The sequence below is a fragment of the Streptomyces sp. NPDC047108 genome, from assembly GCF_040643575.1.
Taxonomy (GTDB): Bacteria; Actinomycetota; Actinomycetes; order Streptomycetales; family Streptomycetaceae; genus Streptomyces.
Genome location: NZ_JBEYUP010000014.1, coordinates 56343 through 68979 on the forward strand (window position 1 = coordinate 56343; position 12637 = coordinate 68979).

The following is a 12637-nucleotide window of genomic DNA, read 5'->3' on the forward strand; positions in this document are numbered from 1 at the left end:
TCAGCCGTCGAGCCAGTCGCCTGCGAGGCCCGTGGCACCGGGACGGTATCCCGTGGCGTTCCAGAGGAAGTGCGGGTGAGCGCAGCCGAACATGTAGGAGAGCAGGGTGGTGTCCTCCCTCCCGGTTCGAGGATCGTGCAGGGTGTGGAACTGCTCGGATCCGACTGCGCCGGCGTCTTGTTGGACATGAAGAGCACGGTCCCGGGACGGTGCGGCGCTCGAAGCCTCCACGGCGGCGATGTAGGTACGGCGCAGGATCTCCCAGGTGCTGTCGGTGTTGCCGTACCAGGGACCGTGCAGTGCCTCGAAGGCATGAAGCTCGGCGTCGAAGAGGGGCCAGGTCCGCGGGTATTGGGCCCGGCAGCGTGCGGACAGCTCGGCGGTCCGGGCGCTCAGTGCCGGCACGGTGGGCCGCGGTGCCATGGTGAGGGTGGTGCCGTGGGTGAGGATGCCGGTGCATGCGTTGGGCTGCAGGTCGCACAGCGGGCACGCCTCGGCCGGGGGGAGGCCCTGGGTGATGCCGTCGAACCACAGGGCGTGGCGGCCCGTGAGCCCCATCCAGACGATGGTGGTGTTCAAGAGCCAGGTGTTCCACATCGGGGCATGCGCCTCGGGCATGCAGCCGTACTTGACGAGGGCTATCGCGCAGGCGGCGTAGAGAGCCTTGGTGTGGGTGGACATGTCGGCGAGCCAGAAGTTGCTGATCTCGCCGGTCACTGCGTCGGCCCGTACGTCAGTCATGTCGTCGATGACGCGGCACAGCAGCAAGGAGGCGAGGTGCTCCTCCTGCCAGAGTTCGGTGTCGGGTGAGACGTGCCAGAACAGGCAGTCCAGCATCTGCAGGCTTGCGTAGGCGCTCTGGCTGAGCGGATTGGTCTGGGGGAGCGCGACGTTGCCGGCGTGGTGCTGCTGCAGCCAGTACTCGTCGACGGAGCGCTTGTGGGCCGCGAAGAGTCCGGAGACCAGGGCCCGTGCGCTGTTGGTGCTGAAGTTCTCGGCCAAGCGGCCTTGGACGAGTTGGGTGAGGCGCGTGGTGTCGATGGTGTCGACCACGCGTTTGTATTCGTGGAAGACGAGGATGTCGTCCTCGAAACGGTGGCGGTGGCCCAGGTCCCGTTCAAGGTCGTTCATCTGCCGGGTCCAGGACCATCCACCGGTCAGCACGCTGTCGAGTTCCCGCCGGTACGGCCAGGTCTTGACGGTGAGGGGACGCCCGGCGCTCTGCCGCCAGCGGTAGTCGTCCAGCATGCGTGCGGGCGGCGTGGGCAGCCGACGGCACAGAGGGCACGCGCAGGCGGCTGCGTGCTCCTCCTCGCGCGGCGGGGTGAGTGCCCGGCTCCTCCAGGCCCCTTCCAGCATCGTGCAGGTCAGTCGGCAGACCTCGACATCGGTGCTGACTTGGGGGAAGGCTGCTTCGATCATGCGCAGGCCGGTATCGAGGTGCCTCAACCTGGCGTAGCCCGCCTCGTCGGGCGGGAGGAACGCTCGCTGCGCCGGACGGAGGGCTCCCTCCACGTGCAGCGTGGTGCCGGAGTGAGGGGATCCGAGTGCGTCCAGTCGCTGCTGAGCGGCGTTCCGGAACCTTCGGTACTGCTCCGTGCTCGGGTTGACGCGTCTCGCCAGGAGGCGGGCCAGGGTGTCCCCTGCCTCCTCGGGCCGGAGCTGGGCGCTCCGCTGCGCCGGCAGCAAGCCGTCGGCGGATGCCTCCGGAACAGCACCTGCGACTCGAGATTTCACACGGTTCCCTTCAAGCTGTGGTCCTGGCAACGGAATCGATCGACCGTGGTCGTCGGCCGGTCGATTCCGAGAACCCTCTTCGTCCTCGACACCGTCGGCCTTCCATGAACGGCCCGCCCTGCCGAAGCTCTCCTGCCGGCCGCGGACCAGGCCCACGTCTCAGATCCAGCACGGACGACGCTCCTGGGCGTACTCCGGATGTCTGCTGACGAGGGTGTTCAAGGGGAGGCCGAGGCGAACGTCCTGGGGCATCTGTCGTCCTCCTTGAGCGGGGGTCCCGGGGCTGGAGACGCGCTCGGGCTTCGGTCAACTGACGCTAGCCGTAAGGGTGTTGGCATGTCAGAAGAACAACCGACAAAAAAGATCAAGAGCTGCGCGCACCCGAACACATGCGCTCTCAAAAGCCGCGACTTTCGCATATGCCGAACGCCCTTGCGGACGGGCGGCGTTACGGCCCCCACCGCGCCTCCGGATACGGTGATCCCGTGGCGAACAGCGGGGACGGGACCGGACGGTACGAAAGCGGCACTGTGCCGGGGAGGGCGCTGCTGATCGCGGCGGCCCCCGTCGGCAAGGGCCGTCTGATGGACGCGGCGGCGGTGCTGCCCGCGCTGGCGGCCGTACCGCCCGCCGTCCTCGCAGGAACGGCGGCCGCGAGCGTCGTGGAGCTGGTCGACCCGGCCGACCCGCAGGTGATCCTGACCCGCCTCCGTACGGCGGCCGCCTCCCCCGGTTCCCTGCTGATCCACCTCATCGGACAGCTCACGCTCGACCGCAAGCAGCGGCTGCCGCATCTGGCGCTGGCCAGGACCACCCCGGCCACAGTCCGCTACACCGGATTCCCCTGGCATTGGCTGGCCGCCGAACTGGCCCACCGCGCACCGGGCAGCACCGCCGTCTTCGCGGATCTGGTGGCCGAGGCGGGCGCCTGGCAGCGCCTGCGGGCCGAACCGGGACTGCTGCTCGCCGGACTGCACCTGTACGGCACCGTGTCCCCGCCGCCGGACCGCCGAAGCGTCGCGTCGCCGGTCTACAGCCGCGCCGTCTCCGAAGTGCTTCGCCCGGCGGCCACGCGGCCCGCGCTGGACGAACTCCACCGCCACGCGGTGACCGTGGCGGGCATCCACCCGGAGGCATGGGACCTGGCGGGAACGGACCGTTCCGCAGGGCCCGGCGGTCTCTTGGGGGCCGGCGGTCTCTTGGAGGCAGGCGGCCTCATGGGGGCAGGCGGCCTCATGGGGGCAGGCGGCTCGACGGGACCGGGCCCGGTCCCGACGGGACCGGGCCCGGCTTCGGCTCCGGTTCCGTTTGCGGCTCCGGTTCCCGTTCCGGTCATGTCGCAGCCGGGCCCGCAGGACCGCGATCCCTCGCCGCCCGGCGCCGTGTACCCGGTCTCGCCGTCTCCGGACACCGCCGCCGCGCCTCCGGGCCCGTCGCACCAGGACGCCTCCCGCCCTCAGGCAGCCGACGCCGCGGACGCGCCCCCCGCGAGCCCGCCGCAGCCGGCCACCGGCGGCCACGCGGCCGTACCGCCCCAGCACCTGGCCGCTCCACCCGCCGCGCCTGCCCACGCGACCGGCTCGCGCCCGTACCCGTACCGGCAGGAGGCCGTCCCGGCCGGGCAGCAGCCGGTTCCGGCGCAACGGGGAGCCACCGTCCCCCAGCGGGACGCCGTACCGCCGCGGCCGGACGCCGTACCCGACCCGCACCCCGCGATCCTGGCCGCCGCCCACGAGGGCCGCCACGGGGAGGCGGCGGCCATGGCCGCCGCCTGGGAGCAGCAGGCCCTGCGCACGCACGGCCCCGCCTCCGCGGAGGCCCTGCACTGGCTGGAGGTCCGGGCCGACCTGGCCCGGCTGGCCGCCGACTACGCCCGTTCCTGCGAGCTGTGGACGGCCGCGGCGTCCGCCCGCCTGGGCCGCGGCGAGCTCGCGGACGCTCCCGACGTCGTGGCCGCGGTCGACCGGGCGCACCACTGCTGGGAACAGCTCGGCGACGGTGCCGCGGCACTGGCGCTGGCCGAGCACCTGGGAGAGGTACGACGGCGGGTGCCGGGCCGGCGACCGGGCGCGGTGGAGGCCCTGAACCGGCGGGTCGACGCCCTCAACACGATCGGCTCCAGCTGACCCGTACGCTCCCGTGCGGCCCCCGCCGCCGGACGCGCCTACGTCTCCCGTCGCCCCCGCTGCCTGGCCGGCTCCGTCCCCCGCACCGCACCCGCTGCCGGGCGCAGCTCCTTCCCGTGCGGCCTCCGGGACGGACGCCTGCTCCGCGACGACCCCCGCCTCGGAGCCGTAATCCCGGAGTCCCTGGGAACACGTCGGGAAGCGACGAACGAGGAGCGGGCCATGTCCGACGTCCACGAGTCACCGCCCGGCCGCGAGGAGACACAGGAGCAGCAGGCCGACCGCAGGTGGGGCGAGCTCCTGCAGGAGGTACGCGTCGCCCAGACCGGCGTGCAGATCCTGCTGGCGTTCCTGCTCACGGTCGCCTTCACGCCGCGCTTCGACGACCTGGGCGACGCCGACCAGGCGATCTACGTGATGACCGTCCTGTTCGGCACGGCCGCGGTGGGCGCGCTCATCGCCCCGGTCTCCTTCCACCGCATGGTCTTCGGCCGACGCCTGAAGCCGGAGACCGTGACGTGGGCGTCCCGCTTCACGCTCGTGGGTCTGGTGCTGCTGCTCTGCACCCTGCTCTCGGCGCTGCTGCTGATCCTCCGGGTCGTCATCTCGGACCCCCTGGCGGTCTGGCTGACGTTCGGGGCCCTGCTGTGGCTGGCGGGCTGCTGGTTCGTGCCGGCGCTCGTCGTACGGCACAGGACACGGGGTCGCAGAACGCCGTGAGGTGCGGCCCCGGCTGGGCGGGACCGCACCTCACGGCTCGATGCACTGCGCATACGCGGGCGGTCAGCGGGGCGCGTCCGCGGACCTCACCGCACGTGACGCCTCGGTTCGACGAGGCGTCACGTCAACGCCTTTGGGCGGCGTTTCCGAGCGTCTGCCCGGCGTCCGGCATGACGCCCGTGGCCGTACGCGTCACGGTGGCCAGCGGCAGCCGCTGGGGCTCGTTCCGCTGCGTGAGGCCGAGGCCCGCGCCCGGGTCGCCGTGCGCGGAGGGCGGTGTGAGGTCGGCGTCCGGCGCCTTCAGCTCCGGCAGGCCCTGCCGGCCGTCGCGCGGAGCCTGGATCGGCAGGTCGAGGCTGGTCCTGGGGCTGGTCGTGCGCACCGGGGCGTTGGGGGCTTCCAGGCGCGCGGCGCTACGGCCGCCGCCGTCCTGGAGCGTCGGGACCGGGGCCTCCAGGAAGGCCGTCGGGGCGCCCTGGGTGGAGAGCGAGGGGATGGTGGCGCGCGGAGCGACGCCGTCCTTGGTCATCTCCGGGGTCATCTCCCGCGCGCTGGGCTGCCGGACCGGCATGGCGGGCACGGAGCCTCCCAGCTCGGGGGCGTCGACGGGGAGGGAGGACTCCATCGTCCCCAGCGGCGCCATGAGCGGGACGCGCGGCTCCCGTGCGGTGCCGAAGTCGGCCTGAGGCATGGGGTTCTGGGCCATCCTGCCCTGGTCCGGCATGCCGAGGCCCATGAGCGTCTGCACCGGACCGGCCGGGGCGGGGGCGGCCTGTGCCTGAGCCGGAGCCGTCTGCGCCGGAGCGGCGTGGGCCGGTGCCTTGGCGGCCTGCGGCGGAGCGGGAGTTCGCGCGGTTCCCGCCACGTGGCCCTGGTCGACGGCGGCCGGATCCACGGCTCCGCCCTGGTCCGCGGGCGCGGGCCCGCTCACCGGTGACGGCCGGCCCGCCGCGTCCTGGCCAGGGGCCAGGCTCTCCACCGTCTGGCCCAGGAGGTCGTCCTGCGCGTTGCTGCCCGTGCGATCCCAGGTCGTTCCGCCGGGCTGTCCGGCGGCGAAGGCGGGCGTCGCCGTCACCGCCGCAGCCGCCGTCGCACAGAGTGCGAACGCGGCGAAGCTTCCACGCGAGGGGATCTTCATCTGTATTCCGTCCCTTTCAGACACGTCGGACACCGGCCGTCCTGCAAGAACGAGTCGGGGCGGGCGCGAGTGCGCGAATCCACTCCGATGGCTCAACACGCGTACGGGACTTGACCGCTGGGTCAGCGGTCGGCGTGCGCCTGGATGAGGCGGCCCATGCCCGCGCGGAACGCCGCGTAGCCCTGCCGCAGTTGGGCCCCCGGCCAGTCACCGGGCAGCAGGTCCTCCGGCAGCAGCGGATCGGCGAGCAGATGGCGCAGGACGGCGGCTCCCGCGGTGAACTCCCCCGCCGGTTCTGCGGCTTGCTCCAGGGCGTCGCCGAGCGCGCGGGCACGGCGCGCCCAGCCGTCCAGATCCCACAGCCCCGCCGCGAGGCGTACGGGATCGCCGTCCGGCGCGCCGGTCAGCAGCGTGCACTGCCCGGCGACGACGGGCGGGAGCTGCCGTACGAGGTTGGCGGGGCGCAGCCAGGTGCCCTCGCGGAGCTCGGCGAGGCGCAGCGTGGTCATGGCCTGGCGCAGGGCGGCCCGCTCGGCCGCCGGGCGGCGCTCGGCGGTGACGACGGCGATCTCCCACCGGCCGCGCCAGCGGCGGGTACGGGGGCTGAGGCTGTCGTCCTGCCGGGCCTGGCGCTCCAGGAGGCGGGCGGTGAGCGCGTAGCCGCCGTCGCGCTGTTCGAGATCGCCCCCGGCGACCATCCGGGAGAGCGCGACGCGGATCGTGCCCTCGGCGATGCCGAACAGTTCACCCGCGCCGACGAGGGAGCGTACGGGCAGGTGGGGCGGGTGGTGGCCGAGGAGTGTGCTGAGCACGACGGAACGGGCGGTGAGCGGACGCAGCCCGAGATCCCCGCCGCCGCGTCCGCTTCCGCCGCCGTTTCCGTGTCCGGTCCCGCTTCCGTTTCCGCTGCGGGTTCCGCCGTCGCCCTCGCCGTTTCCGTCCATCCGGTCCGCAAGCCTAGTCGTATGCGCTCTTACGCTCTTCCAACACCTGTATCTGAAGTGTAATGTCCACATCGGGACAAGGAACCGATCCGGAGGTAGCCGTGAGCGCCACGCACGAAGTCCTCAACCAGGCCCCGCCGCTGACCGCGTTCAGCACCGCGGACGACCCCGCACTGCTGGAGGCGCTGCGCCGCGACGGCGCCGAGTGGGGCGAGGAAGGGGTCAGGAAGCTCGGGGCCCTCGCGGGGTCGGAGGAGGTCCAGGAGTGGTCGCGGCAGGCCGAGGACCAGCCGCCCCGGCTGCGCACCCACGACCGCTACGGCCACCGCGTCGACGAGGTGGAGTTCCATCCGGCCTGGCACCGGCTGATGACCGTGGCGGTCGAGCACGGCCTGCATGCCGCCCCGTGGGCGGAGGAGCGGTCGGGCGCCCACCTGGCCCGCGCCGCCCGGTTCTACGTGTGGTCGCAGGCCGAGGCGGGTCACGGCTGCCCGATCTCGATGACGTACGCCGCGGTCCCCGCGCTTCGCGCGCAGCCCGAACTCGCCGCCGTCTACGAGCCGTTGCTCGCTTCACGGACCTACGACTACGGTCTGCGGCCTCCGTTGGGCAAGGCCGGCCTCATCGCCGGGATGTCGATGACCGAGAAGCAGGGCGGCTCGGACGTACGGGCCAACACCACGCAGGCCGTGCCCGCGGATGACGGCTCGTATCTGATCACCGGTCACAAGTGGTTCACCTCGGCGCCGATGAGCGACGTGTTCCTCGTCCTCGCGCAGGCGCCCGGGGGGCTGACGTGCTTCCTGATGCCGCGCGTCCTGCCCGACGGCACACGCAACCGGATGCATCTGCAACGACTGAAGGACAAGCTGGGCAACCGCTCCAACGCCTCGTCCGAGATCGAGTACGACGGCGCCGTGGCCTGGCCGGTCGGCGAGGAGGGGCGCGGGGTGCGCACCATCGTCGAGATGGTCAACATGACCCGGCTGGACTGCGTGCTCGGCTCGGCCGCCGGCATGCGCGCGGGGCTGCGCCAGGCGCTCCACCACACCGCCCACCGGCGGGCGTTCGGCGCCGAGCTGGCCGACCAGCCGCTGATGCGGAACGTCCTGGCGGACCTCGCCGTCGAGTCGGAGGCGGCGACGGTGCTCGCGATGCGGCTCGCGGCCGCGACCGACCGGGCGCAGGCCGGGGACGAGCAGGAGGCCGCGCTCCGCAGGCTGGGCCTGGCGGTCGGCAAGTACTGGGTGTGCAAGCGGGGCAGCGCGCACGCGGCGGAGGCCCTGGAGTGCCTCGGCGGCAACGGCTACGTCGAGGAGTCCGGGATGCCGCGCCTCTACCGCGAGGCACCGCTGCTGTCGATCTGGGAGGGCTCGGGCAACGTCGCGGCGCTCGACGTCCTGCGCGCCCTGGCCAAGGAGCCGGCGGGCCTCGACGCGGTCCTGGCCGAGGCGGATGCGGCCGCCGGGGCCGACGCGCGGCTGGACGCGGCGATCGCCCGGGTGCGCGCCGCGCTCCCGGGCCTCGCCGATCCGCACGCGGCACAGCTCGGCGCCCGTCGCCTCGCGGAGGAGATGGCGCTGGTGCTGCAGGGCAGCCTGCTCGTACGGCACAGCCACCCGGCGGTCGCGGACGCCTTCTGCGCCTCCCGCCTCGGCGGCGACTGGGGGAACGCCTTCGGCACCCTGCCGGCCGGCACGGACCTCGGCCCGATCCTGGAGCGCGCCCGGCCGAAGGACCTGGCGTGAGCGGCGGCGGGGTCGAGGACGGCGAGGCTTCGGCCCATGGAACGTCGGGCCGCGGCGCCGGTACGGACCACGGGAGCGACGCCTTGCGCGGTCCGGGCGTCCGTGTCGAGCGGCAGGGCCCGGTCACCACGGTCGTCCTCTCCCGGCCCGAGGCCCGCAACGCCGTGGACGGTCCGACGGCGCGGGCCCTCGCGGACGCCTTCCGCGCCTTCGACGCCGACCCGGACGCCCGTGTCGCGGTGCTGTGGGGCGAGGGCGGGACCTTCTGCGCGGGCGCGGACCTGAAGGCGTTCGGCACCGAGCGCGGCAACCGCGTCGAGGCCGAGGGCGACGGCCCCATGGGGCCGACCCGGATGCGGCTGTCCAAGCCGGTGATCGCCGCGGTGAGCGGCCACGCGGTCGCGGGCGGCCTGGAGCTCGCGCTGTGGTGCGATCTCCGGGTCGCCGAGGAGGACGCGGTCTTCGGCGTCTTCTGCCGCCGCTGGGGCGTCCCCCTGATCGACGGCGGCACCGTGCGACTCCCCCGGCTCATCGGCGCGAGCCGGGCCATGGACCTGACGCTCACCGGCCGTCCGGTGCCGGGCCCCGAGGCGTACGAGATGGGGCTGGCGAACCGTCTCGTGGCGACGGGGCACGCCCGCGAGTCGGCCGAGCGGCTCGCCGCCGAGATCGCCCGCTTCCCACAGGCGTGCCTGCGCGCCGACCGCGCCTCCCTCCTGGGCCAGGAAGGGCTGACGGAGGAGGAAGCCCTGCGGGCCGAACTGCGCGGCGGTCAGGACGTGTTGGGCGAGGCGGCGGACGGGGCGGCCCGGTTCGCGGCGGGCGCGGGCCGGCACGGCGACTTCACCGGCATCTGAAACCCGGACCGGCGCCGGGGGTCCGGCGCCGCGACGGCGACGGCGCCCGCACCACCAGGACGTCTCCGATACCGCTCCCGGACAGCTCAGGGACCGCCCAGGGACCGCTCAGGGACCGCTCAGGGACCGCTCAGGGACGGCACCAGCACAAGCGCCGGACCGGGCAACACGACGGCGCCGGGTGGCTGACCACCCGGCGCCGCAACCGAACGGGGGCGACTCTGCCCTGCCGATCAATCGATCCCGCGGAGAATGTGCGACTCCGCCGGATCGTCCTCGTAACCGGCGAGCCTGATCGGAGCCGATCGCGCCCAGACGTCGAAGCTACGGACGTCCACGCTCCGCTGGCGCCGTTCTCTGCGCTCGGAATGGATCTGGTTGGGCTGTGTCTCTTCTGGTGTCACCGCGCACACTCCTTAGCGTCGGGTGAAACCGGACGTGCCGACCACGGCCTCGACCGGTGCGCCGGACGCCCGGTTCGGGCTGCTGTGCAAGGGCAGTTCGGACGCGGTGGCGCCGGGCTGTACGACCGGGAGCGGGCCTTGGTGCCGGCCGGCTCCTCGGGACGGCCGAGGGTGTCGGTGCCTTCTGGAAGAGGCTGTCCGTCGACTTCCAGATTAGCGACCCGCACGCTCCCGCGCTCGCGATAATTCGTCCCCTCTCGGCCACGCTCCGCTTACCCCGCAGCTCCGGGGCCCTTTTTCGCCGATGCGATTCGCGACTGTTCGCATCCGCGGGCCCGCTCTGCGTCACCGGGTGCCGAATCGGCGGCACGGAGGGCACCTCACCACCCGCCACCGGCACCGACGGCCGTACCGGAGCACGGCTCCGTGGGCGGCCGCCCGTTATCCGGGGGCCCGGCGGGGAACTCGTGCCGCATGTCCGGCCAGGGTGCCCCCGGTGGATCCGGCGAGCCCGTGCACGAGTCGTACTGGATGGCGTCGTCGGAGAGCACCGGCTTCTCCCCGCTCGACGCCGATCTGGAGATGGACGCCGTCGTCGTGGGCGGCGGCATCGCCGGGCTCTGCACGGCGTGGGAACTGCAGCGCGCCGGGCTCTCCGTGGCGCTGCTGGAGGCGGACCGCATCTGCTCGGGCACGACGGGATACACCACGGCCAAGCTCACCGCCCTGCACACCCTGATCTACGCCTGGCTGCGGGAGAAGCACGGCCCGGAGGACGCCCGGCTGTACGCGCGGTCGCACCAGGAGGCCCTGGAGCGGGTGGACGGACTGTGTGCCGAACTGGGTGCGGACGCCGACCTGGAGCGGGTCCCGGCGTACACGTACGTCGAGTCGTCCCGGCGGGTCGAGGAGATCCGCGCCGAGGCGGAGGCGGCCCGTGAGGCGGGGCTGCCCGCGTCCTTCGTGAAGGAGACGGGGCTGCCGTTCCCGGTCGCGGGGGCGGTGCGGGTGGAGGACCAACTCCAGTTCCATCCGCGGAAGTTCCTGCTCGCGCTCGCCCGCGCCCTGACCGGCGGCGGGGGCCGGATCTTCGAGCGGACCCGCGCGGTCGCGCTGCACGACGGCGCGCGGTGCCGCGTCACCACCGAGAGCGGAGCGACGGTCGTGGCGCGGGACGCGGTGATCGCCACGCACTACCCGGTCTTCGACCACACGATGCTCTTCGCCCGGCTCAGGCCGCGCCGGGAACTGGTGGCCGCCGCCGTGGTCCCGGCGGAGCACACCCCGCCGGGGATGTACATCACCCCCGAGCAGCACACCCGCTCGGTGCGCAGCGCGCCGCTGCCCGGCGGCGGCGGGCGGCTGCTGATCGTCACGGGCGAGGCGTTCGAACCGGGAGCCGGCGGCGTGGAGGAGCGGTACGCGCTGCTGAGCGCATGGATCCGTGGCCGCTTCCCGGAGGCCGCGATCGCCTACCGCTGGGCGGCGCAGGACAACGACACCTCCGACCGGCTGCCGTACGTCGGCCACTTCCACCCCGGCACCCAGCACGTCTACGTGGCCACGGGCTTCGGCGGCTGGGGCATGAGCGGCGGGGTGATGTCCGGCCGTCTGCTGGCCGCCCACATCACCGGCGGGCCGCGCCCGGCGTGGACCGGGCTCTACGATCCGCGGCGGCTGCCCGGCGTGCGCGAGGCGGGACCGCTGCTCCGGCAGCAGGCCGCGGTGGTCGGGCGTTTCGTGGGCGACCGGCTGCACACCTCGCACGTGGACTCGGTCGCGGACATCCCGCCGGGCGGCGGCGCCGTCGTGCGGACGGGCGGCCATCCCTGCGCGGTCCACCGCGACGCGTACGGGGCCGTCACGGCGGTCGACGCCCGCTGCACGCACCTGGGCTGCCTCGTCCACTTCGACGACGCCGAGCAGGTGTGGGAGTGCCCCTGCCACGGCTCGCGGTTCGCCCCCGACGGCAAGGTGCTGCACGGCCCGGCGACCCGCCCGCTGGAGCCGCGTGAGATCACGGAATGAGCCGGAAAAGGAACCCAAAGGGGCTCAAAGGGGTGGCGTGGCGGCGCCACGGAGCGGAGTGTGGAGGCAGAGAGACGGCCCCCTGCCCGGAACGAGGTGAGCAGCCGTGCCCGTCGCGACGCGAGCGGTCCAGGGTGCGCCGTGCTGGGTGAGCCTGATGGCGCACGATCTGGATGCCTCCCGGGCGTACTACGCGGCCGTCCTCGGCTGGGACTACAAGCCGGGCTTCCAGGGCCAGGGCAACTACTCGGTCGCGCTCGCGCACGGGACGCCGGTGGCGGGGCTCGGCACGGGAGGCCGCGTCGTCGGATACCCGGTGTCCTGGACGCCGTACTTCGCCGCGGACAGCGCGGACCGCGCGGCCGAGCGCATACGGGAGCGCGTCGCCACGGTCGCGGTCGGCCCGCTGGAGTTCGGCAAGGGCCGCATGGTGGTGGCGGCCGACCCCGAGGACGCGGTGTTCGGGATCTGGGAGGGCGAGATCGATCCGGACTGGCGGGTCGGGCGCGGCACGGGCGCCCCGGCGCGGCTCGAACTCCGCACCCGGGACCCCTTCGCGTCGGCCCTCTTCTACGGAGGCGTCTTCGACTGGGACGCACCGGGTGCGGACCATATCGACGTGCGGTACGAGGACGAGCGCGTGGTCCTGCGGATCGCCGGGCACGCGGTGGCCGACCTGCGGGGCGGCGGCGAGGAGACCGCACCCGATCCGCACCTGCGGCCGCAGTGGCACGTGCACTTCGCCGTGGACGACGTGGAGGCAGCCGTCGCCAAGGGCGTCGACGCGGGCGGCTCGATCGTCTGCCCGCCGGGAGCGTCGCACTTCGGCCCGGTCGCGTCGCTGCGCGACCCCGAGGGCGGCCTCTTCCATGTCACCGAGGCCGACGACTGATCCGCACCGGGCCGACGCGACCGGTCTCGCGACGATCGCGGCA

General features: G+C 73.7%; 10 protein-coding genes. 6 read left to right on the forward strand and 4 right to left on the reverse strand.

What is annotated here, in order from left to right:
• Nucleotides 1-1422: a hypothetical protein gene (locus ABZ822_RS23995; protein WP_360857799.1), complete on the reverse strand. Its 1422-nt coding sequence runs from the start codon at nt 1420-1422 to the stop codon at nt 1-3.
• An 800-nt stretch (nt 1423-2222) separates the two neighbouring features.
• Here ABZ822_RS23995 and ABZ822_RS24000 point away from each other — a divergent pair.
• Together ABZ822_RS24000 and ABZ822_RS24005 are read left to right on the forward strand one after the other, a co-directional pair.
• Nucleotides 2223-3863, forward strand: coding sequence for a hypothetical protein (locus ABZ822_RS24000; protein WP_360857802.1), 1641 nt, complete (start codon nt 2223-2225; stop codon nt 3861-3863).
• Between the two features lie 222 nt (nt 3864-4085).
• Complete coding sequence (locus ABZ822_RS24005; RefSeq protein WP_360857805.1) at nt 4086-4583, forward strand: DUF6328 family protein; 498 nt, start codon at nt 4086-4088, stop codon at nt 4581-4583.
• Between the two features lie 124 nt (nt 4584-4707).
• On the opposite strand, the gene ABZ822_RS24010 is transcribed toward ABZ822_RS24005, so the two are convergent.
• Both ABZ822_RS24010 and ABZ822_RS24015 read right to left on the reverse strand, forming a co-directional pair.
• A complete protein-coding gene (locus ABZ822_RS24010) occupies nt 4708-5721 on the reverse strand; it encodes a hypothetical protein (protein WP_360857808.1) in 1014 nt (337 codons plus the stop codon).
• Nucleotides 5722-5843: 122 nt separating this feature from the next.
• Nucleotides 5844-6665, reverse strand: a complete 822-nt coding sequence (locus ABZ822_RS24015) for a PaaX family transcriptional regulator C-terminal domain-containing protein (protein ID WP_360857811.1) — start codon at nt 6663-6665, stop codon at nt 5844-5846.
• A gap of 101 nt (nt 6666-6766) precedes the next feature.
• Between ABZ822_RS24015 and ABZ822_RS24020 the strand changes: the two genes are divergently transcribed.
• Together ABZ822_RS24020 and ABZ822_RS24025 are read left to right on the forward strand one after the other, a co-directional pair.
• Nucleotides 6767-8413, forward strand: a complete 1647-nt coding sequence (locus ABZ822_RS24020; protein ID WP_360857814.1) for an acyl-CoA dehydrogenase family protein — start codon at nt 6767-6769, stop codon at nt 8411-8413.
• Between the two features lie 83 nt (nt 8414-8496).
• Entirely contained in the window at nt 8497-9270 is a 774-nt protein-coding gene (locus ABZ822_RS24025) for a crotonase/enoyl-CoA hydratase family protein (protein ID WP_360858049.1), read from the forward strand.
• Between the two features lie 233 nt (nt 9271-9503).
• On the opposite strand, the gene ABZ822_RS24030 is transcribed toward ABZ822_RS24025, so the two are convergent.
• The gene (locus tag ABZ822_RS24030) at nt 9504-9674 is read right to left on the reverse strand and encodes a hypothetical protein (RefSeq protein ID WP_360857817.1); all 171 of its coding nucleotides are present in this window, start codon (nt 9672-9674) and stop codon (nt 9504-9506) included.
• A 474-nt stretch (nt 9675-10148) separates the two neighbouring features.
• Here ABZ822_RS24030 and ABZ822_RS24035 point away from each other — a divergent pair, with 474 nt between their 5' ends.
• Both ABZ822_RS24035 and ABZ822_RS24040 read left to right on the forward strand, forming a co-directional pair.
• Nucleotides 10149-11702, forward strand: coding sequence for an FAD-dependent oxidoreductase (locus ABZ822_RS24035; protein WP_360857820.1), 1554 nt, complete (start codon nt 10149-10151; stop codon nt 11700-11702).
• Nucleotides 11703-11808: 106 nt separating this feature from the next.
• Nucleotides 11809-12594 carry a VOC family protein gene (locus ABZ822_RS24040; RefSeq protein WP_360857823.1) on the forward strand — a complete coding sequence of 262 codons (786 nt, stop codon included), beginning with the start codon at nt 11809-11811 and terminating at the stop codon, nt 12592-12594.
• The last annotated feature ends 43 nt before the right edge of the window (nt 12595-12637 follow it).

What these genes read in the sequence shown, in the direction of transcription:
- ABZ822_RS23995 (WP_360857799.1), bottom strand. Translation starts at nt 1,422, where the DNA reads ATGATCGAAGCAGCCTTCCCCCAAGTCAGCACCGATGTCGAGGTCTGC.
- ABZ822_RS24005 (WP_360857805.1), top strand. Translation starts at nt 4,086, where the DNA reads ATGTCCGACGTCCACGAGTCACCGCCCGGCCGCGAGGAGACACAGGAG.
- ABZ822_RS24010 (WP_360857808.1), bottom strand. Translation starts at nt 5,721, where the DNA reads ATGAAGATCCCCTCGCGTGGAAGCTTCGCCGCGTTCGCACTCTGTGCG.
- ABZ822_RS24015 (WP_360857811.1), bottom strand. Translation starts at nt 6,665, where the DNA reads ATGGACGGAAACGGCGAGGGCGACGGCGGAACCCGCAGCGGAAACGGA.
- ABZ822_RS24035 (WP_360857820.1), top strand. Translation starts at nt 10,149, where the DNA reads ATGTCCGGCCAGGGTGCCCCCGGTGGATCCGGCGAGCCCGTGCACGAG.